The organism is Thalassobaculum salexigens DSM 19539 (genome assembly GCF_000423805.1).
GTDB classification, from domain to species: Bacteria; Pseudomonadota; Alphaproteobacteria; order Thalassobaculales; family Thalassobaculaceae; genus Thalassobaculum; species Thalassobaculum litoreum.
The window spans coordinates 429,074-456,012 of the sequence record NZ_KE384093.1 but is presented as its reverse complement, the minus strand read 5'-3'; the positions used below and the strand labels follow the sequence as shown (position 1 = coordinate 456,012).

Sequence of the window (26,939 nt, the reverse complement as noted above, 5' to 3'; positions counted from 1 at the left end):
CGCGCGGTCCGGATCCGCCCGGCCGCCGGAGGGGAGTACGTGACCATGACCCCGCTTTCATGGGGCGCCATCGCGCTGCTGGGCCTGGTTGCCGGTCTCCTGGGTTGGGTGGCCCATCGGCGACGCCTGAGGATATCCGAGCTCGAATCGGAGGTTGAACAGGTTCGCCGGCTGGCCCCCGACGCCACCCTGGCGGCCCTTCCCAACCCGGCCTGGCGACGGGACCCGACCGGCGCGATCGGCTTCGTCAACGCTGCCGCCGTGCCCCTGGCCAGCGACCTGGAGCGCGGCAGCGGGCTGGCCACCCGCGCCCGCGAGACGAGTCGCGTCCAGAGCGAGAGCCGAAACCTGGTGATCGACGGCGACCGCCGGCTGTTCGAGATCTTCGAGACCGCGCTGTCGGCCAGCGCCGGCGGCGGCACGATCGGCATGGGCCGCGATGTGACCGGCCTGGAGCAGATCCAGTCCGACCTCGCGCGCCATGTCGATGCCCACGCGGAGGTGCTGGAGAAGCTGAACAGCGCCATCGCCGTGTTCGGCCCCGACCGCCGCGTGGTCTTCGCCAATACCGCCTTCGCCCTGATGTGGGAGATCGAGCCGGCCCGCCTGGAGGTCGGCCCGACCCTGTCGGAGGTGCTGGACATGGCGCGGGAGAGCCGGCGGCTGCCGGAGCAGTCCGACTTCCGGGCCTGGCGCGACGACTTCAACCGGCTGTTCACCACCCTGATCGACGCCCATGAGGAGCTGCTGTTCCTGCCCGACGACAGCACCATCCGCATGGTGGTCACGCCGCATCCGTTCGGCGGCCTGCTGATGACCTTCGAGGACGTCACCGACCGGCTGACCCTGGAGCGCTCCTACAACACGCTGACCGCCGTGCAGCAGGAGACCCTGGACAATCTCTACGAGGGCATCGTGGTGTTCGGCGTCGACAGCCGCATGAAGCTGTCGAACCCGACCTTCCGCACCCAATGGGGGCTGCGGGGAACGGAGGAGGAGCCGGTCTTCCTCGAGCCGGAGCCGCCGGCGGAGGTGGTGTTCCAGGCCATGCGCCCGAAATTCCCGACCGACCGGCCCTGGACCGACATCAAGGCGGAATGGATGAGCTACCTGGCCGGACGGGAGGCGACCAGCGGCACCGTGCACCTGACCGACGGCCTCGCCCTCGACTTCGCGGTCGTGCCCCTGCCGGACGGCGCCACCCTGCTGAACTTCCGCGACGTGACCGACACCCTGGCGGTGCAGACCGCGCTGCAGGAACGCACCGAGGCACTGGAGACCGCCGACCGCCTGAAGAGCGAGTTCCTGGCCAACGTCTCCTACGAGCTGCGTACGCCGCTGAACGCCATCATCGGCTTCTCGGAGGTGCTGGAGCAGGAATATGCCGGGCCGATGAACGAGCGGCAGAAGGACTATGCCAACGCCATCCTCGGCTCCTCCAACCGGCTGGTCCGCCTGGTCAACGACATCCTCGATCTCGCCTCCATCGAGGCCGGGTATCTGGAGCTGGAGCGCACGGCGATAGCGCCGGCCGACCTGGCGAGCGCGGTGGAGAACCTGGCCCGCGAGCGGGTGCGGGCGCGCGGCGTCGGCCTGTCGGTGCAATGCCCCGCCGACCTGGCGCCGATCGAGGTCGACGAGCGCCGCTTCACCCAGGCGCTGTACAACGTGGTCTCCAACGCCATCGCCTTCACCCCGGAGGGCGGCGACGTGATGCTGTCGGTGGAGGATCGCGGCGAGATGGTGGCGTTCATCGTCAAGGATACCGGCGTGGGCATCGCCCTGGACGACCAGACCCGGGTGTTCGAGCGGTTCGAGCGCCGCGGCCGCTCCAGTGGGGCCGGGCTCGGCCTCGCCCTGGTGAAGTCGCTGATCGAGCTGCATGACGGCGCCGTCACGCTGACCTCCGCGCCGGGCGAAGGGACGGAGGTGATCTGCACCGTGCCGCGCCATCCCCGCAGACGCGAGACCGACGAGGCCGGAGACGAGACCGAGTGACGTCGCTGCCGCCGCCCCTCTCCCTGGACGATCTGGAGGCCACCCATCGCCTTGCCGCCCTGCTCGCCGGACGGGCGGAGCCGGGCATGGCGATCCTGCTCACCGGGCCGCTGGGGGCGGGCAAGAGCGCGCTCGCCCGCGCCTTCGTGCGCGCCTGGCTCGACGACCCGCAGGCCGAGGTGCCGAGCCCGACCTTCACCCTGGTCCAGCCCTACGAGGGCGAGCGCGGCACCGTCTGGCACTGCGACCTGTACCGGCTCGGCGATCCGGGCGAGGTCGAGGAGCTGGGACTGGCGGAGGGGTTTTCCGAGGCAGTGGTGCTGGTCGAGTGGCCGGACCGGCTCGGCGCGGCCGTCCCGTCGGATCGGCTCGAACTGGCGCTCGAAATATGCCATGGAAGCGACCGGCGGATCGCGCATCTGACGCCCCATGGGCGCTGGGCCGGCCGCCTTGGCGACATCGAGACGGGAACCCTGCCGGGTGAGTGACCGCAAGACCGAGATCGAGACATTCCTGGAAAACGCAGGCTGGAGCGGGGCCGAGGTCACGCTGCTGGCCAAGGACGCGTCTTACCGGGTGTATCACCGCGTGGTGCGCGACGGCGCCCGCGCCGTGCTGATGGACGCGCCGCCGGCCCTGGAGGACGTGCGGCCGTTCCTGGACATCGCCGGACAGCTGCGCCGATTCGGCTATTCCGCCCCGGCGATCCTGGCCGAGGACGTGCCCGCCGGGCTGCTGCTGCTGGAGGATTTCGGCGACCGCACCTTCACCCGCATCCTGGCCGATCCGGACGAGCGGAACTGGAGCGAGGAGGCGCTGTACGCCATCGCGGTCGACCTGCTGGCGGACCTGCACGAGCGCGCGCCGCAGATCGGCTTCGCCGCCCCGCCCTATGACGGCGGCCGGCTGGTCGAGGAAGCCGACCGGATGCTGCGCTGGTACGCCCCGCTGACCCTGGGCGACGTCGTGTCCGATGACGTGGCCGAGGCCTATCGCGGCGCCTGGCGCGACGCCGTGCCGGTGATGACCCACGGCGCGGACACCCTGGTGCTGCGCGACTTCCACGTCGACAACCTGATGATCCTGGAAGGACGGGAAGGCTTGGCGCGCTGCGGCCTGCTCGACTTCCAGGACGCGCTGTCCGGCAGCCCGGCCTACGACCTCGTCTCGCTGCTACAGGACGCGCGCCGCGACCTCGCGCCGGGGCTGGAGGCGGCGATGCTGGCGCGTTATCGCGAGCGCCGGAAGGTCGCGGACTGGGACGCTTTCCTGCGCGCCTATCACGCACTGGGCGCCCAGCGGGCGATCAAGATCCTGGGACAGTTCGGCCGCCAGCAGGGCTTCTTCGGCCGCACCAGCTACATGGTCCATATCCCGCGCTGCTGGGCCCATATCGAGGCGGATGTCGACCGGGCCGGGTTGGACGGCGTGGCGGCATGGCTGGACCGGGAGATGCCGCGGTCGGTACGCCGCATCCCCGAGCCGGACAGGCGCCTGCCCAGCTCGATCAGCCCCGAAATCAAACGATAAATTGATCAAACGATGAAAGACCGGTGAGGACACACGCATGCTGCTGCCCGGACTGAGCCGCCGGCCCGACTGGCTGCCCGAGACCGCCATGGTGCTCTGCGCCGGCCGCGGGACCCGTCTGTCTCCGATCACCGACAACATGCCCAAGCCCATGGTCCCGGTCGGCGGCGTGGCGATCCTCGACCGAACGCTGGAGCACCTGAAGAACGCCGGTGTGCAGCGCGTGGTGGTCAACACCCACTACCTGTCGGACCACGTCGCCCGCCATGTCGAGCGCCGCCGCGACCCGTCGATCACCGTCATCCACGAGGACGCGGTGCTGGAGACCGGCGGCGGGGTGAAACACGCCCTGCCCCATCTCGGCGACGAACCGTTCTTCGTGGTCAACGGCGACAGCGTCTGGCTCGACGGCATGCGCAACGCCCTGCACCGCTTCGCCGATACCTGGGACTCGGAGAAGATGGACATCCAGCTCCTGCTCTATCCCTTCGCCCGGGTGCTCGGCTGGCACGGCTACGGCGACTACACCATGGACGAGATCGGCCGGATCTCCAGCCGTGACGAGGCGCGGGTCGCTCCCTACGCCTATATGGGCGTGTCCATCGTCCATCCGCGCATCTTCGCCGACGCGCCCGTGGGAGCGTTCTCCATGCGCGTGCTGTACGACAGGGCGGAAGAGCAGGGCCGGCTTTTCGGCGCGCTGCATGACGGGCTCTGGTACCATATCTCGACGCCGGCCGACCTGGAGCGCGCCAACCTGCGCTTCGCCGCCGGCCATCTCGCCGACGTGCCCTTCTTCTAGACGCCGCCAAGGGCCAACCACGACGGAGCCGGATGACCGACCGCGTCTACACCATCCCCATCGGCACGCCGTTCCTCGACCGGCTGGCCGCCGGTGTGTGGGAGCGGGTGGAAGGCGATCCGATCGCCCTGACCGACGTGCGCCTGCTGCTGCCGACCCGGCGCGCGGTGCGCTCCGCCGCCGACGCCTTCCTGCGCTTCGGCGACGGACGGCCGATGCTCCTGCCGAAGCTGTCCACCGTCTCCGACGTGGACGAGGACCTGCTGGACGTGGAGGCGGGCTCGGAGGCCGGCGCCGCCGGCGCGCTGGAGATCCCGCCGGCGATCCCCGACCTGCAGCGCCATCTGGAGCTGATGCGGCTGGTCACCGCCTTCCTGCGTGCCGATCCCGACAGTGCGACGCCGGACACCCCGGAACACGCCTACCGCCTCGCGACGGCCCTCGCCCGGCTGATCGACGAGGTGCAGATGCACGGGCTGGATTTCGCCGTGCTCAAGGATCTGGCGCCGGACGCCTATGCCGCCCATTGGGACAAGACCATCGCCTTCCTGAAGATCGTCACCGAGATCTGGCCCGGCCGGCTGGAGGAACTGGCGGCGATCGACCCGATGGCCCGGCGCGACGCCCTGATGCGGGCCGAGGCCGCCGCCCTGCGCGCCCATCCGCCGAGCACGCCGGTCATCGTCGCCGGCTCCACCGGCTCGATTCCGGCGACGACGGAACTGATGCGCGCGGTGCTGGCGCTGCCGGCCGGCGCCATCGTGCTGCCGGGGCTGGACCGGGACGGCGACGCGGCGAGCTGGGCCGCCATCGGCGACGACCCGACCCATCCCCAGCACGGGTTGCACAGCCTGCTGCGCACCCTCGGCGTCGACCGGGATCAGGTGCGCGAGTGGTCCCCGTCGGTGACCGGCGGCCGCGACCGGCTGATCCGCGAGACCCTGCGCCCGGCGGCCACGACCGAGGCCTGGCGCGGCCTGTCGACCGCCGCCGACGCGCCGACGCCGGCCGCCTTCGACGGCATCACCCGGATCGACGCCGCCTCGCCGCGCGAGGAGGCCGGGATCATCGCCCTGCTGATGCGCGAGGTGCTGGAACAGCCGGGCAAGACCGCCGCCCTGGTCACCCCGGACCGCCGGCTCGCCCGCCGGGTCGCGGTCGAACTGCGCCGCTGGCGGATCCAGGACGGTGACGGCGACCGGCTGGAGGTGAACGATTCCGGCGGCGCCCCGCTGTCCAACAGCGCGCCGGCGGTGTTCCTGCGCCTGCTGGCCCGCGCCGCGGTGGACTGCGCGCCGGTCGCCCTGCTCTCCCTGCTCAAGCATCCGCTGAGCGCCACCGGTCTGCCGCCGGATCGGTTCGAGCGGCTGGTGGAGCGCCTGGACCGGGATATCCTGCGCGGCCCCCGCCCCGCCGCCGGTCTCGCCGGGCTGCGCCGGGCGGCGGAAGCCTCCGGCCTCAAACCCGAGCCGCTTGGCGCCCTTCTCGGCTTCTGCGACCGGCTGGCCGATGCGCTGGCGCCCTTGGAAGCCGCCCTGTCCCAGCCCACCGTCGCCGTGCCGGAGATCCTGGACGCCCATCTGCGCGCCGCCGAGACGCTCGCCACCTCCAACGACACCCATGGCAGCCTGCGCCTGTGGGTCGGCGAGGCGGGCGAGGCCCTGGCCCGGCTGTCCAACGAGTTCGCCGACGGGGCCGCCGGCATGGAGCCGATCGGCGGCCGCGACTGGCCCGGCCTGTTCGACGCCCTGCTGGAGGGCCGGGTGGTGCGTCCGCGCTACGGCAGCCATCCGCGTCTGCACATCCTCGGCGTGCTGGAGGCCCGGCTGCTGGCCTTCGACCGGGTGATCCTGGGCGGGCTGAACGAAGGCACCTGGCCGGCGGAGCCGAAGCCGGACCCGTGGATGAGCCGGCCGATGCGCCGGGATTTCGGCCTGCCTTCCATCGACCTCGCCATTGGCAAGGCGGCCCATGACGTCGCCATGGCCATGGGCGGAAGCGAGGTGTTCCTCACCCGCGCCCAACGGGTCGACGGCAGCCCGACCATCCCGTCGCGCTGGCTGCTGCGGCTGGATACCGTCGCCCGCGCCCTGCACAGCGAGGAGACGCTGGCGTCGTGGAAGGCCCCCGGCCATTGGCATGCCTTGCTGGACACCCCCGCCGCCCCCGATCCCGGCCGGCCGCCGGAGCCGCGCCCGCGCCTGGATCAGCGGCCGCGCAGGCTGTCGGTCACCCGGATCGACACCTGGCTGCGCGATCCGTACTCGATCTACGCCCGCTACATCCTGGACCTGCGCAAGCTCGACCCGCTGGATATGGAGGTCGGCGCCATCGAGCGCGGCAACGCCATCCACGAGGCGCTGGACGCCTTCGTCCGGGACTACCCGCGCGACCTGCCGCCAAACCCGGCCGACATGCTGATCGAGTACGGCAAGCGCAGTTTCGCCGCCCATATGGACCGGCCGGGGGTCTGGGCCTTCTGGTGGCCGCGCTTCGAGCGGGTGGCGCGCTGGTTCGTGGAGGTCGAGCGCGAGCGGCGCAAATCGCTCGACTACTCCGCCACCGAACGCCAGGGCGCCGTCACCCTGGCCGGACCCGGCGGACCGTTCACGCTGTTCGGCACCGCCGACCGCATCGACAGGCGTGGCGACGGCACCTACGTCCTCATCGACTACAAGACCGGCGCCAACCCGAGCTTGAGCGATCTGAAGGCCGGCCGCGCGCCGCAGCTTCCGCTGGAGGCGATGATCCTGATGGCCGGCGGCTTTGCCGAGCAGGATCTGCCCGCGGCCGACGTGGCCTCTCTGGAATACTGGCGGGTCGGCGGCGGCACTCCGCCGGGCAAGATCGACGCGGTGGATGTCTCCGTGCCCGAGCTGGTGGAGACCGCCCGTGCCGGGCTTGAGGCGCTGATCGCCGCCTTCGACGACGAGAGCACCCCCTATCACGCCGCCCCGGACCCGCGTCGCAGCCTGCGCTTCAACGACTACGACCACCTGGCGCGCACCGGCGACTGGTCGGCCGGCGAGGAGGGCGAGGGATGAGCACTCTGGGTCCTCTCAGCGCCCCCGCTGGAAACGCCATCGAGGAAGCCACCCGCAACCAACGCGAGGCAGCCGATCCGTCCGTCTCCGCCTGGGTCGCGGCCTCCGCCGGGTCGGGCAAGACCAAGGTGCTGACCGACAGGCTGCTGAACCTGCTGCTGGCCGGCACGAAGCCGCAGCGCCTGCTGTGCCTGACCTTCACCAAGGCGGCGGCGGCGGAGATGGCGACCCGACTTTCGCGCACCCTGGCGAAATGGACCGTGCTCGACGCCGACGCCCTCGGGAAGGAACTCGAGACCCTGGACGGCCGGGTGGCGAGCCAGGACCGCATGGCCAAGGCGCGGCGCCTGTTCGCCGAGGTGCTGGACGCACCGGGCGGGCTGAAGATCCAGACCATCCACGCCTTCGCCCAGTCCCTGCTCGGCCGCTTCCCGTTGGAGGCCGGCGTGCCGCCGAACTTCCGGCTGGCCGACGACCGGGCGGCGGCGACCCTGCTGGAGGATGCCGAGCGGTCTGTCCTGGAGCGGGCGCGCGGCGGGGCGGACGGGGATCTGGCGGACGCGCTCGCCGTGGTCACCGAGCGGGCGGCCGAGCAGACCGTGCGCGACCTGCTGAAGACCATGCTGGTCCAGCGCACCCGGCTGACCCGGTCGCTGGAGGCCGCCGCCGGGATCGGCGCCATCACCGCCCGCCTGCATGCCACGCTGGGCACCGATCCGGCCGACACCGACTGGATCCTGCGCCGGGCGGCCAGCGACGACGCCGCCTTCGACCGCGATGCCCTGCACGCGGCGGCGAGCGCGCTGGCGGCGGGGGGAAAGACGGATACCAACCGCGCCGACACCCTGTTCGCCTGGCTCGCCCTGCCAGATGCCGATGCCCGCGCCAATGCCTGGGACGACTACAAGCGCGCCCTGCTGACCCAGGAGGGTGCGATCCAGGCCCGGCTCGCCACCAAGGGCGTGCAGGAACGCGCGCCGACCCTGCTCGATGACCTGACCCGGGAGGCGGAGCGCATCCTGGGTTTGGAGGAACGGCGCAAGGCGCTGGATACCGCCCTGCGCTCGGCCGCGCTGATCCGCCTGTCCGCCGCCATCATCGACGCCTATGGCCGTGCCAAGTCCCGCCGCGCCCTGCTCGATTTCGAGGATCTGGTGGAGCGCGCCCGGCGCCTGCTGACATCCCCCGGCACGGCGGCCTGGGTGCTGTTCAAGCTGGACGAGGGGCTGGAGCACATTCTCATCGACGAGGCCCAGGACACCAGCCCGGCGCAGTGGGAGATCGTGCGCGCCCTGGCCGAGGAGTTCTTCGCTGGCCTTGGAGCGATGGCCGAACGCGCGCCCGACCGGCCGCGCACCATCTTCGCCGTGGGCGACGTCAAACAGTCGATCTACAGCTTCCAGGGGGCCGACCCCGCCGGGTTCACCGAAGCCCGCGAATACTTCGCCGGACGGGTCACCGCCGCCGAGCAGACGTTCCGCGACGTGCAGATGCAGGTCTCCTTCCGCTCCACCGCGGCCGTGCTGAGCGCGGTGGACGCCGTCTTCGCCCGCGAGGACGCACGCCAGGGCGTGGCGGAGATCGTCGCCGGCGTCACCCGGGAGATCGCCCACCGGGCCAGCCGCACCGGTCAGGCCGGGCGCGTGGAGCTCTGGCCGGTGGTCGAGCCCGAGGACGAGGAGGCGGGCGATCCCTGGTCGCCGCCGCTGACCCGCGCCTCCATGGACGCCCCGGTCACCCGGCTGGCCCAGACCATCGCCGGCCGCATCGCCGGCTGGATTGCCGCGGGCGAGCCGCTGGAGGCCAAGAACCGGCCGATCCGCCCCGGCGACGTCATGGTGCTGGTGCGCCGACGCGGGGCCTTCGTCGCGGAACTGGTGCGGGCGCTGAAGGCGTCGGATGTGCCGGTGGCCGGCGTCGACCGCATGGTGCTGACCGAGCAGATGGCGGTGCGCGACCTGATCGCGCTGGGCGAGGCGCTGCTGCTGCCCGACGACGACCTGACGCTCGCCACCGTGCTGAAGAGCCCGCTGGTGGGGCTGAGCGAGGAGGACCTGCTCGACCTCGCCCAGGGACGCAAGGAGCGCCGCCTGTGGGCCGAGCTGTGGCGCCGGGCTGAGGAGCGGGACGTCTTCGCCCGGGCGGCCCGGCGGCTGTCCCGCTGGTCGGGGATGGCCCGGAACCTGCCGCCGCACGCGTTCTACCAGCAGATCCTGTCGGCCGAGCGCGGCCGCGAGCGGCTGGTCGCCCGTCTCGGCCCCGACTGCGAGGACGCGATCGACGAGTTCCTGGCCCAGGCCCTGGACGACGAGCGCGAGAACCCGCCCTCGCTGCAGAGCTTCCTGCACGCGGTCGTCGCCGGCGAGCAGGAGGTCAAGCGCGAGCTGGAGGGCGGCGAGGTCGACCAGGTCCGGGTGATGACCGTGCACGGGGCCAAGGGCCTGCAGGCGCCGATCGTCATCCTGCCCGACACGGTGCGGCCGCCACAGCTCCGCGATGCCGTGGTCTGGCATGGCGACGGGCTCGACCTGCCGCTCTGGGCGCCGTCCAGCGCCAGCGCCGATGCCGTCTCCGCCGGTGCGCGGGCGAAGGCGCGCGAAGCGATGGAGCAGGAATACCGCCGGCTGCTCTACGTCGCCATGACCCGGGCCGAGGACCGGCTGATCGTCTGCGGCTGGAAGGGCAAGCGCGATCCCGTGGACAAGGGCTGGTTCGGCCATGCCCGCGCCGGCCTGCCCGCCATCGCGGCGCAGGACGAGGACGGCACGCTGGTGCTGGCCACGCCGCAGGAAGCGGCGGCCCCCGCCGCGCGTGCCGGCACGGCCGCCCCGGCTCCGGCGTCGCTGCCCGGCTGGGCCGGTAGCGCCGCTCCGCGCGAACCGACCCCGCCGCGACCGCTCGCCCCGTCGCGCCCGGCCGCCGACGAGCCGCCGGTGCGCTCACCGCTGCAGCGCGACGGCACCGACCCGTTCAAACGCGGCGTGCTGCTGCACCGTCTGCTCCAGCTTCTCCCCGACATGGAGCCCACCCGCCGCCACGAAGCCGGCCGCGCCCTGCTGACCCGCCCGGTCCACGCCCTGAGTCCCGACCAGGTGGAGTCCTGGCTGGCGGAGGTGCTGGCGGTGCTCGACGACCCCGAGTTCGCGCCGGTCTTCGCCCCCGGCTCCCGCGCCGAGGTGCCGATCGTCGGCCAGGTCACCGGGCCGGAGGGCCTGCAGATCGTCTCCGGCCGAATCGACCGGCTCGCCGTCGGCCCGGACGCGGTGCTTATCGTCGATTACAAGACCAATCGGCCGCCACCCTCTTCAATTGATGCCGTGGCCGACACATATATGCGCCAGATGTCCACATATCGCTCGCTGGTGGCGTCCCTATATCCCGGCCGGGCGGTGCGATGTGCGCTGCTTTGGACCGACGGTCCGACCCTGATGCCCATTCCGGACCCGTTGCTTCAAGGGTTTGGCGCATTGCCTTGACCATGACCGGCGGCGTTCCTAATCTCCGCCGGAGGAACCGCGAAAGGATGAATCGATGACGACGAACCCGGTTTCCGACGCCTCGTTTGACGAGGACGTCCTGAAATCCGACACCCCTGTGGTCGTCGACTTCTGGGCCGAGTGGTGTGGCCCCTGTAAGATGATCGGCCCGTCCCTGGAGAAGATCTCCGACGAGCTCGGCCAGCAGGTGAAGGTCGTCAAACTGAACATTGACGACAATCCGAAGACCCCGGCCGCCTATGGCGTGCGTGGCATTCCGACCCTCATGGTGTTCAAGGACGGCCAGGTGCACGCCCAGAAGATCGGCGCCCTGCCGGAGACCCAGCTCAAGCAGTGGATCGAATCCTCGATCTGAGCCTCGATCCGAGCGCCCCGATCCGAGCGACGAGCGACACAGTTTGCCTATCAGGACGGCCCCGCTTCGGCGGGGCCGTTCGTGTTTGGCCGTCCCGCCGTCCGTCCCTAAACCCATCCCCCCTCAACCCAGCCCGAGACGAAGGTCGAGGCGTCGTTCGAACGCAGCCAGCGACCGCTCGAACCGGTCCAGGATCTCAGTCACGATCGGTGACGGCTCGCGCCGCGCGGCAGACACCGCCATGACCTCCAGCGCCAGTCCGTCAAGGTCGAGCGGCCGCACGCACATCGCCGCGCTGTCGATCTCCGGCGCCACCATGACAGCCGGAACGATGGTCACGAAATCGCTGTTCTGAACGAACTCGAGGGTGCCGAACATGCTGTCCATGTCCATCAGCGCATCCAGCTCCACCCCCCGGGACCGCAGGTAGGCCAGCACCCGGCGGCGGCGGATGCTTCCTTCCGACTGGAGGATCAGCCGCATCGGCGACACCGCCCGGACGTCGACCGGACGCATGTGGAGGCCATCGCCCGCCGGTCGGGCGATCAGGGCCTCCCGCGATCGGCCGAGCAGGCGGCAGCGAAGCGAGGGCGGGGCGTCGAAGACCGGGACGATGGCTACATCCAGCCTGTCGCCCACCACCTCGTCGATGAGTTCTGAACTCGCCCGCTCCACGAGGTTGATCGTGACGTTCGGGTTCTCGGCCAGATAGCGCCTCAGGACGGGACCGGCCTCCGAGCGGGTCAGGGCCGGCATGACGCCGAGCGTGACGCTGCCGGTCGCCCCGCGCCCGAGATCGACGATCCCGCGCTCGACGGTCGAGATCTCCCGGAGTAGCGCGATCGATCGGGCATAGAGCTGCCTGCCCGCCGGCGTGGCGACGGCGCCGCGCGCGCCGCGTTCGAGCAGCTGCGTGCCGAGCGCCCGTTCCAGTCGGGCGATCTGCTGCGACACGCCGGACTGGGTGGCGTTCAACCGCTCCGCCGCCGCGGTGAAAGACCCCTCCTCGAAGACGGCGGCAAAGACGCGCATCCGGTCGATGGACAGCATCACATCACCAAATATGATGAAGATTAGAAATTAGTATAATTTCAAATTCTACCCGGTGCCAAGCAAGCTTCCCTGAAGGACACAGAACCAGGGAGACCACCGCCATGTCCGTCGCTCACGCGCATTCCGACAGCATCACCGCCGAAAAGCGCCATCCGCATATCGGCGCCACCGTCCGGGGCGTCGACCTCTCGCAGCCGCTCGACGGCAGCACGGTCGAGGCCATCCATGCGCTCTGGATGGAGCACCTGCTGCTCGTCTTTCCCGACCAGCGGATCACCGACGAGCAGCATATCGCCTTCGGCGAGCGGTTCGGCCGGCTCGAGATCCATCCCTCGGTCGCCCACCGGTCGTCGCGCAACAAGGCGATCTACCGGGTGTCGAACGTGGACGAGAGCGGAAACATCGTGCCGCCGACGGATACGGCCTGGCAGTACCTGAACCAGTCCTGGCGCTGGCACACCGACAGCTCGTTCCGCGAGATCCCGAGCAAGGGCTCGATCCTGCACGGCATCGAGATCACCCGCGAGGGCGGCAGCACCCTGTTCGCCAACATGTACGCCGCCTATGACGCGCTGTCGGAGGCCATGAAGGCCCGGATCGAGGGCCTCTGGGTGATCCACGCCCACGACTACATCCTCCGCACCGCCCCCGAGCTCGCCGGCAAGGTCGATCAGGGCACGTATGACGACCTGCCGCCGGTCCGCCACCCGCTGGTCAAGCGCCATCCGGTCACGGGCCGCAAGAGCCTGTTCCTGTCCCCGCACACCATGGTCACGATCGAAGGCATGGAGGAGAACGCGGCACGGGCGCTGCTGGACGACCTCACCGCCCATGCGACCGACGCCGCCTTCGTCTATCGCCATGTCTGGGAGCCGCACGACGTCATCATGTGGGACAACCGCTGCACCATGCATTCGGTCGAGCCGTTCGACAACCGGACGACCCGCCGGATCATGCATCGCGTGACGCTGGTCGGCGAGGACGCACCGACCCCGGCTTGAGCCGAACCGACGCTGCGGGGAACGGTGCCTACCCGTTCTCCGCCAGCACCCGGCCGGCGAGGTACAGCGAGCCGGCGATCAGCACGCGGCCCGACGATCCGCCGCCGGCGACGATGCCGGACAGCGCCTCGGCGACACTCTCCCGCGCGGCCGCCGCGACGCCCGCGGTGCCGGCCATCGCCGCCACCGCCTCGGCCGACAGGCTGGCCGTCTCGCCGGGAATGGCCACCGTGGACACGCTGGCGGGCAGGCCGGCGAAGGGGCGCAGGTAGTCGTCCGCCGCCTTGGTGTTCAGCATGCCGACGATCAGGTGCACCGGCTCGTCCGGCCGCTCCCGGCGCCAGGCCGCGACCTGGGCGGCGACCGCACGGCCGGCATCGGCGTTATGCCCGCCGTCCAGCCACAGGCTCCAGCCCGCCGCCAACAACTCCACCAGCGGACCGCGCGTCAGGCGCTGCATCCGGGCCGGCCAGGAGGCGGTACGCACCCCCTCGGCCCGGTGCACGGCGGTATTGGCGAGCGAGCCGGACACCGCTGTCGCGACGGCGACCGCCACGGCCGCATTGTCGATCTGATGCGCCCCCGGCAGGGACGGCAGCGGCAGGGCCTCGGTCTCGCTCCCGGTCTCGACCACCAGCCCCTCGCCTTCGCGCCGGACCGAATAGTCCCGCGCGAATACGGTCATCGGCGCCTCCAGCGCGGCCGCCCGGTCGGCGATAACCCCGAATGCGCGCGGATCCTGCGGCCCGACGATCACCGGGACGCCCGGCTTGACGATCCCGGCCTTCTCGAACGCGATCTTCTCGATGGTGTCGCCGAGGAACGCCACATGGTCGATCGAGACCGGCGTGATGACGCAGGTCAGCGGCCGGTCGATCACGTTGGTGGCGTCGAACCGGCCGCCGAGCCCGACCTCCAGCAGCAGCACGTCGGCCGGTACGCGCGAGAAGGCGAGGAAGGCGGCGGCCGTGGTGATCTCGAACAGGGTGATCGGCTCGCCGCCGTTCGCCGCCTCGCATTCCTCCAGCACCGCGGAGAAGGCGGCGTCGTCGATCAGGTCGCCGGCCAGGCGGATACGCTCGTTGAACCGCACCAGATGGGGCGACGTGTAGACGTGGACCCGATGGCCGGCCGCCTCCAGGATCGCCCGCAGATAGGCGATTGTGGAGCCCTTGCCGTTGGTGCCCGCCACATGGATGACCGGTGGTACGGCGCGCTCGGGATTGCCGAGGCGGTCGAGCAGGGTCTGCAGGCGGCCGAGCGACAGGTCGATGGCCTTGGGGTGCAGGGTCTGCAGGCGCGCAAGGATCGCGTCCGGAGCCTGGGTGTCGGCGCTGGCGACGGGCGACGGGGCGGTTATGGCCGTATCCTCCGAACGGAGCGGGCGATCAGGTCTTCTGGGCGTCCGCCATCTCGGCATCTTCGGCCTCGTCATCCCGGCCGGGAATGTCGAGATCGGGCTGCGGCAGGGCGACCACCTCGGCCGAGGGCTCGCGGAACATCATCAGGCCGAGCAGACGGCCCAGCATGGCCTTCAGCTCGCGCCGATGGACCACCGCGTCGACCATGCCGTGCTCGCGCAGATACTCGGCCTTCTGGAAGCCCTCGGGCAACTGCTCGCGGATGGTCTCCTGGATCACCCGCTGACCGGCGAAACCGATGATCGAGCCCGGCTCGGCGATGTGCAGGTCGCCCAGCATGGCGAAGGACGCGGTGACGCCGCCGGTGGTCGGGTCGGTCAGCACGACGATGAAGGGCAGCCCCTTCTCCTTCAGCCGCTCGACCGCGGCGACGGTGCGCGGCATCTGCATGAGGGACAGGATGCCCTCCTGCATGCGCGCGCCGCCGGAGGCCGGGAACACGACAAGGCCGGCGTCCTGGGTCTCGGCCAGCCGCGCGGCACGGACCAGGCCGTCGCCGACGCCAGTGCCCATGGACCCGCCCATGAAGGAGAAGTCGAACACCGCGCAGACCGCCGGCGCGTTCTCGATCGTGCCGTGGGCAACGATGATCGCGTCGTTGCGCCCGGCCTTCACCTGGGCCTCGCGCATGCGATCGGTATAGCGCTTGCGGTCGCGGAACTTCAGCGGGTCGGCTGCCGTCTTCGGCAGCTCGATGGTCTGGTACTCGCTCTTGTCGAACAGCATGGCGAGCCGGTCGACGGCGTTCATCCGCAGGTGATGGTCGCAGGCGGTGCAGACCTGGAAGTTCTCCTCAAGGTCCCGGTGGAACAGCATCTGGCCGCAGGACGGGCACTTGTGCCACAGGTTGTCGGGCACCTCGCGGGCGCCGACCCAGGCCTTGATCTTCGGCAGGACCGAGCTGGTGAGCCAGTTCATTTCCGCCTCTCTACTCCGCTTCCAGGATCAGGTGCGCGCGCCGCGCACGCCGTCGGCCAGTGTCTTAACAAAATCCAGGGTCGTCGGCACGGTCTTGTCGGTCGCCCGGCCCTCGCCGTCGAGGGAGTCCTTGATCGCGTTGACCACCGCGGTGCCGACGATGGCCCCGTCAGCGACCTTCGCCACGTCCGCCGCCTGCTGCGCCGTCTTGATGCCGAAACCGACGCAGACCGGCAGGTCGGTATGGCGCTTCAGCCGCTCGACCGCGCTGGTGATCATATCGTTAGACGCCGAGGCGGTGCCGGTAATTCCCGCGATGGAGACGTAATAGACGAAGCCGGCTGTGTTGGTCAGCACCTTGGGCAGCCGCTTGTCGTCGGTGGTCGGCGTGGCCAGCCGGATGAAGGCCATGTCCTTCTTCAGCGCCGGGATGCACAGCTCGTCGTCCTCTTCCGGCGGCAGGTCGACGACGATCAGCCCGTCCGCCCCGGCATCCAGCGCGTCGGTCAGGAAGGCGTCCACGCCGTAGGCATAGATCGGGTTGTAGTAGCCCATCAGGATGATCGGCATGTCCTGGTTGTCCTGGCGGAACTCCCGCACCAGGGCGAGGGTGCCCTTCAGGGTCATGCCGCCCTTCAGCGCGCGCTGGCTCGCCTCCTGGATCGCCGGGCCGTCGGCCATCGGATCGGTGAACGGCATGCCGAACTCGACCATGTCGGCCCCCGCACCCGGCAGGCCCTTCAGCAGCGCCGCACTGGTCTTCGCGTCCGGATCGCCGGCGGTGATGAACACGCCCAGGCCGGCCCGGCCCTGTTCCTTCAGCGACGCGAACTTGGCGTCGATGCGCCCCACACCAGCACCCATCAGACCAGACCCTTCGCCTCGAGCTTCGGAATGACCGCGTCGACGTCCTTGTCGCCGCGCCCGCAGAGATTCATGACCACGATATGGTCCTTCGGCAGGTCGCCGATCATCTTGGCCACATGCGCCAGGGCGTGGGACGGCTCCAGCGCCGGGATGATGCCTTCCTTGCGGGTGCAGAGCGCGAAGGCCTCCAGCGCCTCGTCGTCGGTGACCGAGACGTAGTTCACCCGGCCCAGCTCGTGCAGCCAGGAATGCTCCGGCCCGATGCCCGGGTAGTCGAGGCCGGCGGAGATCGAGTGGGCCTCGGTGATCTGGCCGTCCTCGTCCTGCAGCAGGTAGGTGCGGTTGCCGTGCAGCACGCCCGGACGCCCGCCGGTGAGCGAGGCGGCGTGCTGGCCGGTGTCGATGCCGTAGCCGCCGGCCTCCACGCCGACCAGAGCGACGTCGGTGTCGTCCAGGAACGGGTGGAACAGGCCCATGGCGTTGGACCCGCCGCCGATGGCGGCCACCAGCGTGTCCGGCAGCCGTCCCTCGGCCTCCAGCATCTGTTCCCTGGTCTCGATGCCGATCACCGACTGGAAGTCGCGGACCATGGCCGGGTACGGGTGCGGTCCGGCGACGGTGCCGATGATGTAGAAATGGGTGTCCGGCTTGGAGACCCAGTAGCGCAGGGCCTCGTTCATCGCGTCCTTCAGGGTCGACGAGCCGGAGGTCACCGGATGGACCTTGGCGCCGAGCAGGCGCATGCGGTCCACGTTCGGCTTCTGGCGCTCGACATCGACGGCGCCCATGAAGACCTCGCACTCCATGCCGAACAGGGCGCAGGCGGTGGCGGTGGCCACGCCGTGCTGGCCGGCGCCGGTCTCGGCGATGATCTTGGTCTTGCCCATGCGCCTGGCGAGCAGCGCCTGGCCGATCACGTTGTTGATCTTGTGCGCGCCGGTGTGGTTCAGCTCGTCGCGCTTGAAGTACAGCTTGCCGCCGCCGAAGTGGTTGGTCAGCCGCTCGGCGAAGAACAGAGGGCTCGGCCGGCCGATGTAGTGCTTCTGGTAGTACTCGAACTCGCGCTGAAACTCCGGATCCAGTTTGGCGGCGGTATAGGCCTCTTCGACCTGCAGGATCAGCGGCATGAGCGTTTCGGCAACGTAACGGCCGCCGAAGATACCGAAATGCCCGTCCTTGTCGGGACCGGATCGCAGGCTGTTCGCAGGAGCTGGGCTGGCCATGCCGAAACCTCGTGAAAGCGTTGGTGAGGCACGGTCTTAAGGCCGCAGGCGGGGGGATGCAAGGGAGGAGCGGGGGCCGCGGTAGTGCCGGGGGGTGCGGTGGGGCTCGGGTTACCGCATTTGGGGTTGCGCTGAGTGCAGCGGGCGCGTTGTTGCTCGGTCCCGGGCAGCTCCCGGATCAGGTCCGGGTTCTCCCGGGATGACGACCGCCTGTGTTTGTCCCCCTCTTAGCCCGTCATCCCGGACGAGACCGGGCTTGATCCGGGCTCGGGCCGGGACCCAGCGACTCGGAAAACAGCCCTGGCACGTCCATACCCCGACCATGCGCGATCCGATCCGGCCCTGCGTCTACATCCTCGCCTCCCGGCGCAACGGGACGCTGTATACCGGCGTGACCGGCGACCTGGTCAGGCGGGTTGCCCTGCATCGCGCGGCGACGGCAGGCTTCTGCGCAACCTACGGCGTCCACCGGCTGGTCTATTTCGAACTCCACGGCCGGATGGAGGACGCGATCCTGCGGGAGACGCGGGTGAAGCGCTGGCGCCGGGCCTGGAAGCTGGCGCTGATTGAGGGGGTGAATCCCGGGTGGGAGGATCTTTATCAGTCGCTTAGGACCGGAGATCTGAACCTCGCACCCTTCGCTGCGCCACCGATCAGGGGCGACCGGAGGGATGCGCTGGGTCCCGGCCCGAGCCCGGATCAAGTCCGGTCTCGTCCGGGATGACGCAAGAAGGAAATATTGAAAACAAATTCAGTATCTTAGCCCGTCATCCCGGGCGGCTCCGGACTTGATCCGGAGGCGGCCCGGGACCCAACTCGCGGCAGGGCGCAAGAGAACGACACGAAAGAGAGAACCATGCGAAACGGATAAAGGGACGGCCGAAACCGTCCCCCTTCCGAAACGAAACGGCGTATTAGCGAGACCCGGCGGCAGCTCTACTCCGCCGCCTCGATCGCCACGTCGCCGTTTGCCGCGGTCTCGCCGTCGATGACCAGCGCGCCGTCGACAGCCGACACGATCACCACGTCGCCGTCCTTGATCCGACCTTCCAGGATGCGGTTGGCGAGCGGGTTCTGCAGCGAGCGCTGGATCACCCGCTTCAGCGGCCGCGCCCCGTAGACCGGGTCGTAGCCGGTCTCCGCCAGCCAGGCCAAAGCCGCGTCGTCCAGGGCCAGCTTGATGTCGCGGTCGGCGAGCATCTGGCGCAGGCGGCCGAGCTGGATGTCGACGATGCCCTTCATGCTCTCCCGCGCCAGGCGGGTGAACAGCAGCACCTCGTCGATCCGGTTCAGGAATTCCGGCCGGAACGACGCCCGCACCACCTCCATCACCTGCTCGCGCACCGAGTCCACGCCCATGCCGTCCGGCATCGCCGCCAGAGCGTCGGCGCCGAGGTTCGACGTCATGATGATCATGGTGTTGCGGAAGTCGACGGTGCGACCCTGACCGTCGGTCAGGCGGCCGTCATCCAGCACCTGCAGCAGCACGTTGAACACGTCCGGATGCGCCTTCTCGACCTCGTCGAACAGCACGACCTGGTACGGCCGGCGGCGAACCGCCTCGGTCAGGGTGCCGCCCTCTTCGTAGCCGACATAGCCCGGAGGGGCGCCGATCAGACGGGCGACGGCGTGCTTCTCCATGAACTCCGACATGTCGAGCCGCACCATGGCGTGCTCGTCGTCGAAGAGGAACTCCGCCAGCGCCTTGGTCAGCTCGGTCTTGCCGACACCGGTGGGGCCCAGGAACAGGAACGAGCCGATCGGCCGGTTCGGATCCTGCAACCCGGCGCGCGCCCGGCGCACCGCGTTGGCGACGGCCGTGATGGCCTCGTCCTGGCCGACCACCCGCTTGTGCAGGTTGTCCTCCATCGCCAGCAGCTTGTCGCGCTCGCCCTCCAGCATCTTGTCGACCGGAATGCCGGTCCAGCGCGACACCACCGAGGCGATGTCGTTGTCCGACACCTCCTCCTTCAGCATGCGCTTGGACGAGGCGTCCTCGGCATGGGCCAGGGTCTGTTCCAGCTGCGGAATGACCGAGTACGTCAGCTCGCCGGCCCGGGTCAGGTCGCCGGCACGCTTGGCCACCTCCAGATCCTGGCGGGCCGCGTCCAGCTTCTCCTTCACCTTATGGGCGCCGGTCAGCATCTCCTTCTCGCCCTGCCAGCGGGCGGTCAGCTCGCCCGAGCGCTCCTCCAGACCGACCAGCTCCTCCTCGAGCGTCTCCAGACGATCGCGGCTGGCCTTGTCGTCCTCCTTCTTCAGGGCCTCGCGCTCGATCTTGAGCTGGATGATCTTGCGGTCCAGCTCGTCGATCTGCTCGGGCTTGCTGTCGACCTCCATGCGCCGCCGGCTCGCCGCCTCGTCCATCAGGTCGATGGCCTTGTCGGGGAGGAAGCGGTCGGTGATGTAGCGGTTGGACAGGTTGGCCGCCGCCACCAGGGCGCTGTCGGTGATCCGCACGCCGTGGTGCAGCTCGTACTTCTCCTTAAGCCCGCGCAGAATCGACACGGTCTCCACCACGCCCGGCTCGGACACCAGCACCGGCTGGAAGCGCCGGGCCAGGGCGGCGTCCTTCTCGATATGCTTGCGGTATTCGTCGAGGGTGGTTGCACCCACGCAATGCAGTTCGCCGCGCGCCAGGGCCGGCTTCAGCATGTTGGAGGCGTCCATCGAGCCTTCGGCCGCACCGGCCCCGACAAGGGTGTGCAGCTCGTCGATGAACAGGATGACCTCGCCGTCGGTGTTGCCGAGCTCGTTCAGCACCGCCTTCAGGCGCTCCTCGAATTCGCCGCGGAACTTCGCGCCGGCGATGAGCGCACCCAGGTCGAGCACCAGCAGCCTGCGGTTCTTCAGGCCCTCCGGCACGTCGCCGTTGACGATGCGCTGGGCCAGGCCCTCGACGATGGCGGTCTTGCCGACGCCGGGCTCGCCGATCAGCACCGGGTTGTTCTTGGTGCGCCGGGACAGGACCTGGATGGTGCGGCGGATCTCCTCGTCGCGGCCGATGACCGGGTCGATCTTCCCGTCGCGCGCCGCCTCGGTGAGGTCGCGGGTGTACTTCTTCAAGGCGTCGAAATTGCCTTCCGCATTGGCACTGTCGGCGGTGCGGCCCTTGCGCATGTCCTGGATCGCCTTCTCCAGGTTCTGCGGCGACAGCCCCGCCTCGGTCAGCGCCTTGGATGCATCGGTTCCCGACGCCAGCGCGATCGCCAGCAGCAGCCGCTCGACGGTGACGTACTGGTCGCCCGCCTTCTTCGCGACCTCCTCGGCCTGGGTCAGGATCTTCGCCAGTTCCGGCGACATGTAGACCTGACCGGCGCCGCCGCCCTCGACCTGGGGCATCTTGTTCAGGATTTCGTCGACCCGCGCCAGGGCGGCCTTGGAATCGCCGCCGGCGCGCTGGATCAGCGTGGCCGCCAGGCCCTCCGAATCCTCGATGAACACCTTGAGCAGGTGTGCCGGCATCAGCCGCTGATGACCGCGGCCGAGCGCCATGGTCTGCGCCGCCTGCAGGAAGCCCTTGCAGCGGTCGGAAAGCTTCTCGAAATTCATGTCCCAATCTCCACGAGTACCGCGTTTCGCCAGTACGACCGCCGACGCCCCATCAGGCGACCTCGACGGCCTGGTCCGATCCAGGAGAAGAGTACTCCCGATCGGCATTTCAAGGCGGCCCAATGAGGCACCGCCCCTCCTCGGATCAGAGATAGGTGTTGCACTGCGGCAACACAAGAGACCGGCCGGCGGATATCGGCGGCACGCCCGCGTTGACAGCGACCTTTGACGGGCGTTCTGTCAGGTCATGAACGCGCGCGTCACATCGATCCATCGCTATCCGGTGAAAGGCCTGTCGCCCCAGGCGCTTGACTCCGTCGAGCTCGCGGCGGACCGGCTGATCCCGTTCGACCGCCGCTTCGCCATCGCCCACGGCTCGGCCCCGGTCGATCCGGCCGCGCCCGACTGGCACTCCAAGGCGCATTTCCTGCAGGTGATGAGCGTGCCGAAGCTGGCGGCGCTGGAGACCGTGTTCGACGATGCGACGACCACCCTGGAGATCCGTCGCAACGGCCGGCAGATCGCCCGCGGTGACCTGACGAGCCGCACCGGCTGCGCGGTGATCGAGCAGTTCTTCGCCGCCTATGCCAAGAACGACCTGCGCGGCGCGCCCAAGGTCGTGGACCTGGGCAAAGGCGGCTACACGGATGTGGACGCACCGTTCCTGTCGATCATCAACCTGGCCTCGGTGCGGGATCTGGAGCGGGTGGTCGGCAAGCCGGTCGACCCGATGCGGTTCCGCGGCAACCTGCTGGTCGACGGACTGGAGCCCTGGGAAGAGATGGGCTGGGTCGACAGCAGCCTCACCATCGGGACAGCGCGCGTGCGGGTGGAGGAGATCACCGGGCGCTGTGCGGCCACCAACGCCAATCCGGCGACGGGCCAGCGCGACCTGACCATCCCACATGACCTGCAGCGCGGCTTCGGCCATACCCAGTGCGGTATCTATGTCCGGGTGACCGAAGGCGGCCGGGTGGCGGCGGGTGATGCGCTGAGCGTGGATTGAGGGTCCCGGACCCTTCTTCTGCTTGCTCCGCCATCCCGGGCGAGCCCGGACCTGCACCGGAGTCGGGCCGGAGTCGGGCCGGAGTCCGGCGGATGGTTCGGCGGCCTGGTCCTGACATGCGTCAGGATCGAGCCGCGGGCGGCGGAACCGTCCGGTAGGTCCGGTGCCCAGCCGGAGCCCTCGTTCCGCTCGGAGCCCGGATCCAGTCCGGGATGATGAAGAGCGGTGGACTGGAATCACCCCGAAAAGAAGAAGGCCCGGTCGCGCGACCGGGCCTTTCTTATGCTTTAGGGGGAGACGGTCAGCTCGCCGCGGCGGCGCCGTCGTCGTCGGTATTGGCCGGCTGGTCGGCGCTGGCGGCGCGGCGGCGGCGGCGCGGACGCGGCTGCTCCTCCTCACCGGACGCCTCAGCGGACGCCTTGGCGGAGGCAGTCTCGCCGCCGTCCTTGTTGGCGCCGTCCTTGTTGGCACCGTCCTTGTTGGCACCGTCCTTGTTGGCACCGTCCTTATTGCTGGCGACCCGAAGCGTGCGGCGGATGCCATCCTCCTCGACCGCCGGAGCGGCATCGTCGGAGGCGGCTGCACGGCGCGGACGGCCGCGCGGACGGCGCGCCGGAGCGGCCTCTTCCTCGGCCTGCGGCTGGGTCTGCGGCTGGGTCTGGGGCTGAGCCTGCGCCGGCGCGGCGGACGGCTCGTCGGCGCTGTTGTCGTGACGGTCGGAACCGGAAGACTGATCCTCCGCCGCCCGGCGCTCGCCTCGACGGTCCTCGCGCTGGTCGCCGCCGCGGCCTCCGCCCTGGGTGCCATCGTTCGACCGGTTACCGTCCTGGGAGCGGTTGCCGCCCTGATTGCCGCCGCCGGAGTTGCCGCCACCATTGCCGCCGTTGTTGCCGCCGGCGCGATAGTCGTCGCCGTCGTCATCGTCGTCGTTCCAGTCGCGCGGGCCGCCATTGGGCTGCTGGCCCTGGCCGCTGCGGTTCTGGCGATCGGCGTCGTTGTCGGCGAAGGCGCTGACGATCCGGTAGTAGTGATCGGCGTGCTGGAAATAGCTTTCCCCAAGCACCCGGTCGCCGGCAGCCGTGGCGTCCCGGCCGAGTGCCAGATACTTTTCGTAGACCTGATTGGCGTTGCCGCGGATGCGGACGTCGGGCCCGTTGCTGTCGAAGGTCTGATTGCGGTTCGGCGTGTTCGGGCGACGGTTGTTACCCCGTCCGCGACCACGCTTCTGGTGTGGGCCTTGTCTCATGCCAACCACATTTCCTGTTGTTTCGAAGCGGACCCCGTGTCCGGTTCGCAGGCCACATGTTCAAACAATTCAGCCAGTGTCCCCTGGGGCACCGGGTGGACCGCGCTCTGCGATCACCATGTTGAATGTGGCTTCGGCTTGGGCCAAATGAGCCCCCCGCCTGAACTGCACACTATCTTGCTTCCCCATGTATTCCAAGCGGTTTTCCGACTGCTAGGGGGTACCCGAACGGGTGTCATTCCATTTCAGAACCAGTGTTCTTTCAATGCCGGCCAGATCGGCTTTCCGAGCGACCTCCGCCAGGCCGGCGCCCACCATGATCGCGGCGACCGCATCGCCCTGCCCGATCCCCAGTTCCAGAACCGCCAGCCCGTCCGCCGCCAGCATGCGGGCCAGCACCGGCGCGAGCGCGCGGTAGGCGTCGAGCCCGTCCGGGCCGGCGGCCAGCGCGCCGATCGGATCGTGATCCCGCACCTCCTCAGCCAGCGTCGGCACCTCGGCTTCGGCGATATAGGGCGGGTTGGACAGGATCAGCTCGAACCGGCCGTCCTCGGCGATTTCGTCCCAGTCCTGGCAGCGGATCTCCACCCGGCCGGCGAGGCCGGTCGCCCCGGCATTGCGCCGCGCCACCTCGGCCGCCGCCGGCGAGCGGTCGATGCCGATGCCGGTGGCGCCCGGAAACTCCGACAGGGCCGCCAGCAGCAGGCAGCCGGTGCCGGTGCCGAGATCGAGAATACGCCGGGGCGGAGCGCGGCCGCGGAACGAGTCCAGCGCCGCCTCGATCACGGTCTCGCTGTCCGGACGCGGATCCAGCGTGTCCGACGTCACCGCCAGGTCCAGCGTCCAGAAAGACCGCCGACCGATGATCTTGCTCACCGGCTCGCGGGCGATGCGGCGCGCCACCAGCGACCGGTAGCGCGCCAGCGCCGCGTCGTCGAGCGGCACCTCCTCATGCGGCCAGACCTCACGCCCCAGCACATGGCCGAGCAGCAGCCTTGCGTCCAGTCGCCCGCCCTCGATCCCGGCGCGGGAGAGCTCCGCTGCCGCGGCCTTCAGGGCTTCGCGAATGCCGGTCACCGCCCGGCCGTCAGGTCAGCGTCGCCAGACGCTCGGCCTCGTCCTCGGCGATCAGCGCGTCCAGCACCTCGTCCAGGGCCTCGCCGGTGATCACCCGGTCCAGCTTGTAGAGGGTCAGGTTGATGCGGTGGTCGGTGACCCGGCCCTGGGGGAAGTTGTAGGTGCGGATGCGCTCCGAGCGGTCGCCGGAGCCGACCTGGCTCTTGCGGTCGGCAGCGCGGGCATCGTCGGCGGCCTGGCGCTGCAGGTCGTACAGCCGGGCGCGCAGGATGCGCATGGCCTTGGCCCGGTTCTTGTGCTGCGACTTCTCGTCCTGCTGGGTGACGACCACGCCGGTGGGGATGTGGGTGATGCGCACGGCGCTGTCGGTGGTGTTGACGTGCTGACCGCCGGCGCCGCTGGAGCGGTAGACGTCGACCCGCAGGTCCTTGTCCTCGATATGGATGTCCACCTCCTCGGCCTCCGGCAGCACGGCCACCGTGGCGGCGGAGGTGTGGATACGGCCCTGGCTCTCGGTCACCGGCACCCGCTGCACCCGGTGCACGCCGCTCTCGAACTTCAGCCGGGCATAGACCCCGCGTCCGGTGATGGAGGCGACCGCCTCCTTGTAGCCGCCGACTTCGTTCTCGGAGACCTCCATGACCTCGACCCGCCAGCCGTGGTTCTGGGCATAGCGCTGGTACATGGCGAACAGGTCGGCGGCGAAGAGCGCCGCCTCGTCGCCGCCGGTCCCGGCGCGGACTTCCAGGATGACGTTCTTCTCGTCCGCCTCGTCCTTCGGCAGCAGCAGGACCTGCACCTCGCGCTCCAGATCCGGCAGGCGGGATTCGATCTCGTAGATTTCGGCCTCGGCCAGCTCCTTCATCTCGGCATCGCCGCCATCGGCCAGGGCCCGGGCCTCGGCCAGCTCGGCCCGGGTGCGCTTCAGCGCCTCGACCTTCGCCACCACCGGCGCCAGTTCCGACAGCTCGCGCGACATCTTCTGGAACGCGCTGGAGTCCAGCTTCTCCGGGCTGGACATCAGCGATTCCAGCTCCTTCGCGCGATCGACCACCCGGTCGAGGGTCGCCTCAAGGCTCACGTCTCGTCTCCTCCCTGCGGGTCCGGCATGTCGAACAGCCGGAACACCATGTCTTTCGTCTGCCGGTCGAGCCGGCCCTGTTCCGCCAGGTCGCGCAGCATCACCGACGGCGCGTGCGCCAGCCGGGCGGCGATACGCCGGGCGAGATCCTCGTCCGCGCCCGTGACCTCGGCCACCATCGCCTCCACATGGGCGCGCAGGGCGGCGATATCCGGGGCGGCATCCCGGCCCGACCGGTCGCGGGTGAAGGCGGCGACGGCCTCCTCCACCATCATCTCCGCCCGGGCGGCCTCGCCGGCGCGGTCGGCCAGCCCGGCACGGGTGATCGCCTCCAAGTCTCCGACATCATAGACGTAGGCCTCGTCCAGCCGGTGGACCGCAGGCTCTACATCGCCGGGCACCGACAGGTCGAGCAGGAAGAACGGACGGCGGCGCCGGCGGCGCAACGCGGCCTCGATCATCTCGGCAGTGATCAGGTACTGCCCCTCGCCCAGGGTGGTGACCACCACATCGGCCCGGTCCAGGGCGGCGCCGAGCTGATCGAGCCCGCCGTGATGCGCCTCGAGGTCGCGCGCCGCCAGGGCCGCGCGCCGGGGGAAGCGGTCGAGCACCTCCATCCCCTCCATGCCGGCCGACGCCATGTGCTCGGCGATCAGCAGGCCGAGCTCCCCGGTGCCCGCCAGCAGGCCGCTGCGCCCGTCGAGATCGCCGAACAGGTCGCGCACCCGGGCGACGGCGGCGGCGGCCAGCGAGACCGGCCCCTCCCCGATTCTGGTCTCGCTGCGCACCCGCTTGGCCACCGCGTAGGCGGCGCGCATGGTGTCCTCCACCACCGGACCGGTGCCGCCGAGATCGCGGCACAGCCGGTGGGCGGCGCGGACCTGGCCCAGAACCTGGGGCTCGCCGACCACCTGGCTGTCCAGCGAGCAGGCGACGCGGAACACATGGCGCACCGCCTCGTCGCTGTCATGGGCATAGAGCAGCGGGCGCAGCACGGCGCCGTCGAGATCCACCGGGCGGCCGAGTTCGGCGGCAACGGTGTCGGGGGAGATCCGCGGGTCCTGGAAGCGCCCGATCACCTCCACCCGGTTGCAGGTGGACAGCACCAGCGCCTCCCGGGCGCCATGGGCCTTCAGCGCGTCGAGCATGGCCGGCATCTCGGCATCGTCGACGAACAGCTTCTCGCGCACCCCGTCGGGGCAGGTACGATGATCGACGCCGATCACCTGGAGCGGCGGAGGGGCGGCGGGCATGGCGCGGCCCTAAAG

The 26,939-nt window shown here is 70.0% G+C and carries 20 protein-coding genes; 10 read left to right on the top strand and 10 right to left on the bottom strand.

Translation table 11 applies throughout. From position 1 onward, the window contains the following. Positions 1 to 45: 45 nt before the first annotated feature. The 7 genes from G578_RS25070 to trxA are packed head-to-tail and all read left to right on the top strand — an operon-like array spanning position 46 to position 11,226. On the top strand, positions 46 to 1,998 hold the full coding sequence (locus tag G578_RS25070) for a sensor histidine kinase (protein WP_051244145.1): 1,953 nt from the start codon (positions 46 to 48) through the stop codon (positions 1,996 to 1,998). Then, positions 1,995 to 2,486, top strand: a complete 492-nt coding sequence (tsaE, locus tag G578_RS0106410) for a tRNA (adenosine(37)-N6)-threonylcarbamoyltransferase complex ATPase subunit type 1 TsaE (RefSeq protein WP_028793529.1) — start codon at positions 1,995 to 1,997, stop codon at positions 2,484 to 2,486. The genes G578_RS25070 and tsaE overlap by 4 nt, the downstream gene beginning before the upstream one ends. Beyond that, positions 2,479 to 3,528 carry an aminoglycoside phosphotransferase family protein gene (locus tag G578_RS0106405; RefSeq protein WP_028793528.1) on the top strand — a complete coding sequence of 350 codons (1,050 nt, stop codon included), beginning with the start codon at positions 2,479 to 2,481 and terminating at the stop codon, positions 3,526 to 3,528. The genes tsaE and G578_RS0106405 overlap by 8 nt, the downstream gene beginning before the upstream one ends. Before the next feature lie 37 nt (positions 3,529 to 3,565). After that, entirely contained in the window at positions 3,566 to 4,330 is a 765-nt protein-coding gene (locus G578_RS0106400) for a nucleotidyltransferase family protein (protein WP_028793527.1), read from the top strand. Between the two features lie 32 nt (positions 4,331 to 4,362). Then, positions 4,363 to 7,374, top strand: a complete 3,012-nt coding sequence (gene addB, locus G578_RS0106395) for a double-strand break repair protein AddB (protein WP_028793526.1) — start codon at positions 4,363 to 4,365, stop codon at positions 7,372 to 7,374. After that, positions 7,371 to 10,850 (top strand): double-strand break repair helicase AddA, encoded by a 3,480-nt coding sequence (addA, locus tag G578_RS25065; protein WP_038013742.1) that lies wholly within the window; start codon positions 7,371 to 7,373, stop codon positions 10,848 to 10,850. The genes addB and addA overlap by 4 nt, the downstream gene beginning before the upstream one ends. Before the next feature lie 55 nt (positions 10,851 to 10,905). Then, positions 10,906 to 11,226, top strand: a complete 321-nt coding sequence (gene trxA / locus G578_RS0106385) for a thioredoxin (RefSeq protein ID WP_028793525.1) — start codon at positions 10,906 to 10,908, stop codon at positions 11,224 to 11,226. Positions 11,227 to 11,349: 123 nt separating this feature from the next. Here trxA and G578_RS0106380 read toward each other — a convergent pair whose 3' ends face one another. Further along, entirely contained in the window at positions 11,350 to 12,276 is a 927-nt protein-coding gene (locus G578_RS0106380) for a LysR family transcriptional regulator (RefSeq protein WP_028793524.1), read from the bottom strand. Between the two features lie 104 nt (positions 12,277 to 12,380). Here G578_RS0106380 and G578_RS0106375 point away from each other — a divergent pair, with 104 nt between their 5' ends. Continuing rightward, a complete protein-coding gene (locus G578_RS0106375; RefSeq protein ID WP_051244142.1) occupies positions 12,381 to 13,280 on the top strand; it encodes a TauD/TfdA dioxygenase family protein in 900 nt (299 codons plus the stop codon). A 28-nt stretch (positions 13,281 to 13,308) separates the two neighbouring features. Here G578_RS0106375 and G578_RS0106370 read toward each other — a convergent pair whose 3' ends face one another. Genes G578_RS0106370 through trpB form a run of 4 tightly spaced genes read right to left on the bottom strand, consistent with a single transcriptional unit; the run spans position 13,309 to position 17,709 of the window. Further along, positions 13,309 to 14,700 (bottom strand): bifunctional folylpolyglutamate synthase/dihydrofolate synthase, encoded by a 1,392-nt coding sequence (locus G578_RS0106370; RefSeq protein WP_084618723.1) that lies wholly within the window; start codon positions 14,698 to 14,700, stop codon positions 13,309 to 13,311. Beyond that, on the bottom strand, positions 14,669 to 15,619 hold the full coding sequence (accD, locus tag G578_RS0106365; RefSeq protein ID WP_028793521.1) for an acetyl-CoA carboxylase, carboxyltransferase subunit beta: 951 nt from the start codon (positions 15,617 to 15,619) through the stop codon (positions 14,669 to 14,671). Before accD ends, G578_RS0106370 begins: the two co-directional genes overlap by 32 nt. A 27-nt stretch (positions 15,620 to 15,646) precedes the next feature. Then, positions 15,647 to 16,483, bottom strand: coding sequence for a tryptophan synthase subunit alpha (trpA, locus tag G578_RS0106360; RefSeq protein WP_028793520.1), 837 nt, complete (start codon positions 16,481 to 16,483; stop codon positions 15,647 to 15,649). Beyond that, on the bottom strand, positions 16,483 to 17,709 hold the full coding sequence (gene trpB, locus G578_RS0106355) for a tryptophan synthase subunit beta (protein ID WP_028793519.1): 1,227 nt from the start codon (positions 17,707 to 17,709) through the stop codon (positions 16,483 to 16,485). The genes trpA and trpB overlap by 1 nt, the downstream gene beginning before the upstream one ends. Before the next feature lie 322 nt (positions 17,710 to 18,031). Here trpB and G578_RS25060 point away from each other — a divergent pair, with 322 nt between their 5' ends. Next, a complete protein-coding gene (locus G578_RS25060; RefSeq protein WP_084618722.1) occupies positions 18,032 to 18,433 on the top strand; it encodes a GIY-YIG nuclease family protein in 402 nt (133 codons plus the stop codon). A 212-nt stretch (positions 18,434 to 18,645) separates the two neighbouring features. Here the strand turns inward: G578_RS25060 and clpB are convergent, their stop codons facing one another. Beyond that, positions 18,646 to 21,261 carry an ATP-dependent chaperone ClpB gene (gene clpB, locus G578_RS0106345; RefSeq protein ID WP_028793518.1) on the bottom strand — a complete coding sequence of 872 codons (2,616 nt, stop codon included), beginning with the start codon at positions 21,259 to 21,261 and terminating at the stop codon, positions 18,646 to 18,648. 247 nt (positions 21,262 to 21,508) lie between these two features. Between clpB and G578_RS0106340 the strand changes: the two genes are divergently transcribed. After that, positions 21,509 to 22,267 (top strand): MOSC domain-containing protein, encoded by a 759-nt coding sequence (locus G578_RS0106340; protein ID WP_028793517.1) that lies wholly within the window; start codon positions 21,509 to 21,511, stop codon positions 22,265 to 22,267. 301 nt (positions 22,268 to 22,568) lie between these two features. Here G578_RS0106340 and G578_RS30350 read toward each other — a convergent pair whose 3' ends face one another. The 4 genes from G578_RS30350 to hemA all read right to left on the bottom strand — a co-directional run bounded on the left by G578_RS30350 (position 22,569) and on the right by hemA (position 26,924). Next, a complete protein-coding gene (locus G578_RS30350) occupies positions 22,569 to 23,513 on the bottom strand; it encodes a DUF4167 domain-containing protein (protein ID WP_084618721.1) in 945 nt (314 codons plus the stop codon). Between the two features lie 213 nt (positions 23,514 to 23,726). Continuing rightward, positions 23,727 to 24,590 carry a peptide chain release factor N(5)-glutamine methyltransferase gene (gene prmC, locus G578_RS0106330; RefSeq protein ID WP_038013737.1) on the bottom strand — a complete coding sequence of 288 codons (864 nt, stop codon included), beginning with the start codon at positions 24,588 to 24,590 and terminating at the stop codon, positions 23,727 to 23,729. A gap of 10 nt (positions 24,591 to 24,600) precedes the next feature. Next, on the bottom strand, positions 24,601 to 25,671 hold the full coding sequence (gene prfA, locus G578_RS0106325; RefSeq protein ID WP_028793515.1) for a peptide chain release factor 1: 1,071 nt from the start codon (positions 25,669 to 25,671) through the stop codon (positions 24,601 to 24,603). After that, the gene (hemA, locus tag G578_RS0106320) at positions 25,668 to 26,924 is read right to left on the bottom strand and encodes a glutamyl-tRNA reductase (protein ID WP_028793514.1); all 1,257 of its coding nucleotides are present in this window, start codon (positions 26,922 to 26,924) and stop codon (positions 25,668 to 25,670) included. The genes prfA and hemA overlap by 4 nt, the downstream gene beginning before the upstream one ends. Positions 26,925 to 26,939 lie beyond the last annotated feature (15 nt).

What these genes read in the sequence shown, in the direction of transcription:
- G578_RS25070 (WP_051244145.1), top strand. Translation starts at nt 46, where the DNA reads ATGACCCCGCTTTCATGGGGCGCCATCGCGCTGCTGGGCCTGGTTGCC.
- G578_RS0106400 (WP_028793527.1), top strand. Translation starts at nt 3,566, where the DNA reads ATGCTGCTGCCCGGACTGAGCCGCCGGCCCGACTGGCTGCCCGAGACC.
- addB (WP_028793526.1), top strand. Translation starts at nt 4,363, where the DNA reads ATGACCGACCGCGTCTACACCATCCCCATCGGCACGCCGTTCCTCGAC.
- addA (WP_038013742.1), top strand. Translation starts at nt 7,371, where the DNA reads ATGAGCACTCTGGGTCCTCTCAGCGCCCCCGCTGGAAACGCCATCGAG.
- trxA (WP_028793525.1), top strand. Translation starts at nt 10,906, where the DNA reads ATGACGACGAACCCGGTTTCCGACGCCTCGTTTGACGAGGACGTCCTG.
- G578_RS0106380 (WP_028793524.1), bottom strand. Translation starts at nt 12,276, where the DNA reads ATGCTGTCCATCGACCGGATGCGCGTCTTTGCCGCCGTCTTCGAGGAG.
- G578_RS0106375 (WP_051244142.1), top strand. Translation starts at nt 12,381, where the DNA reads ATGTCCGTCGCTCACGCGCATTCCGACAGCATCACCGCCGAAAAGCGC.
- G578_RS0106370 (WP_084618723.1), bottom strand. Translation starts at nt 14,700, where the DNA reads ATGCCGAGATGGCGGACGCCCAGAAGACCTGATCGCCCGCTCCGTTCG.
- accD (WP_028793521.1), bottom strand. Translation starts at nt 15,619, where the DNA reads ATGAACTGGCTCACCAGCTCGGTCCTGCCGAAGATCAAGGCCTGGGTC.
- trpA (WP_028793520.1), bottom strand. Translation starts at nt 16,483, where the DNA reads ATGGGTGCTGGTGTGGGGCGCATCGACGCCAAGTTCGCGTCGCTGAAG.
- trpB (WP_028793519.1), bottom strand. Translation starts at nt 17,709, where the DNA reads ATGGCCAGCCCAGCTCCTGCGAACAGCCTGCGATCCGGTCCCGACAAG.
- G578_RS25060 (WP_084618722.1), top strand. Translation starts at nt 18,032, where the DNA reads ATGCGCGATCCGATCCGGCCCTGCGTCTACATCCTCGCCTCCCGGCGC.
- clpB (WP_028793518.1), bottom strand. Translation starts at nt 21,261, where the DNA reads ATGAATTTCGAGAAGCTTTCCGACCGCTGCAAGGGCTTCCTGCAGGCG.
- G578_RS0106340 (WP_028793517.1), top strand. Translation starts at nt 21,509, where the DNA reads ATGAACGCGCGCGTCACATCGATCCATCGCTATCCGGTGAAAGGCCTG.
- G578_RS30350 (WP_084618721.1), bottom strand. Translation starts at nt 23,513, where the DNA reads ATGAGACAAGGCCCACACCAGAAGCGTGGTCGCGGACGGGGTAACAAC.
- hemA (WP_028793514.1), bottom strand. Translation starts at nt 26,924, where the DNA reads ATGCCCGCCGCCCCTCCGCCGCTCCAGGTGATCGGCGTCGATCATCGT.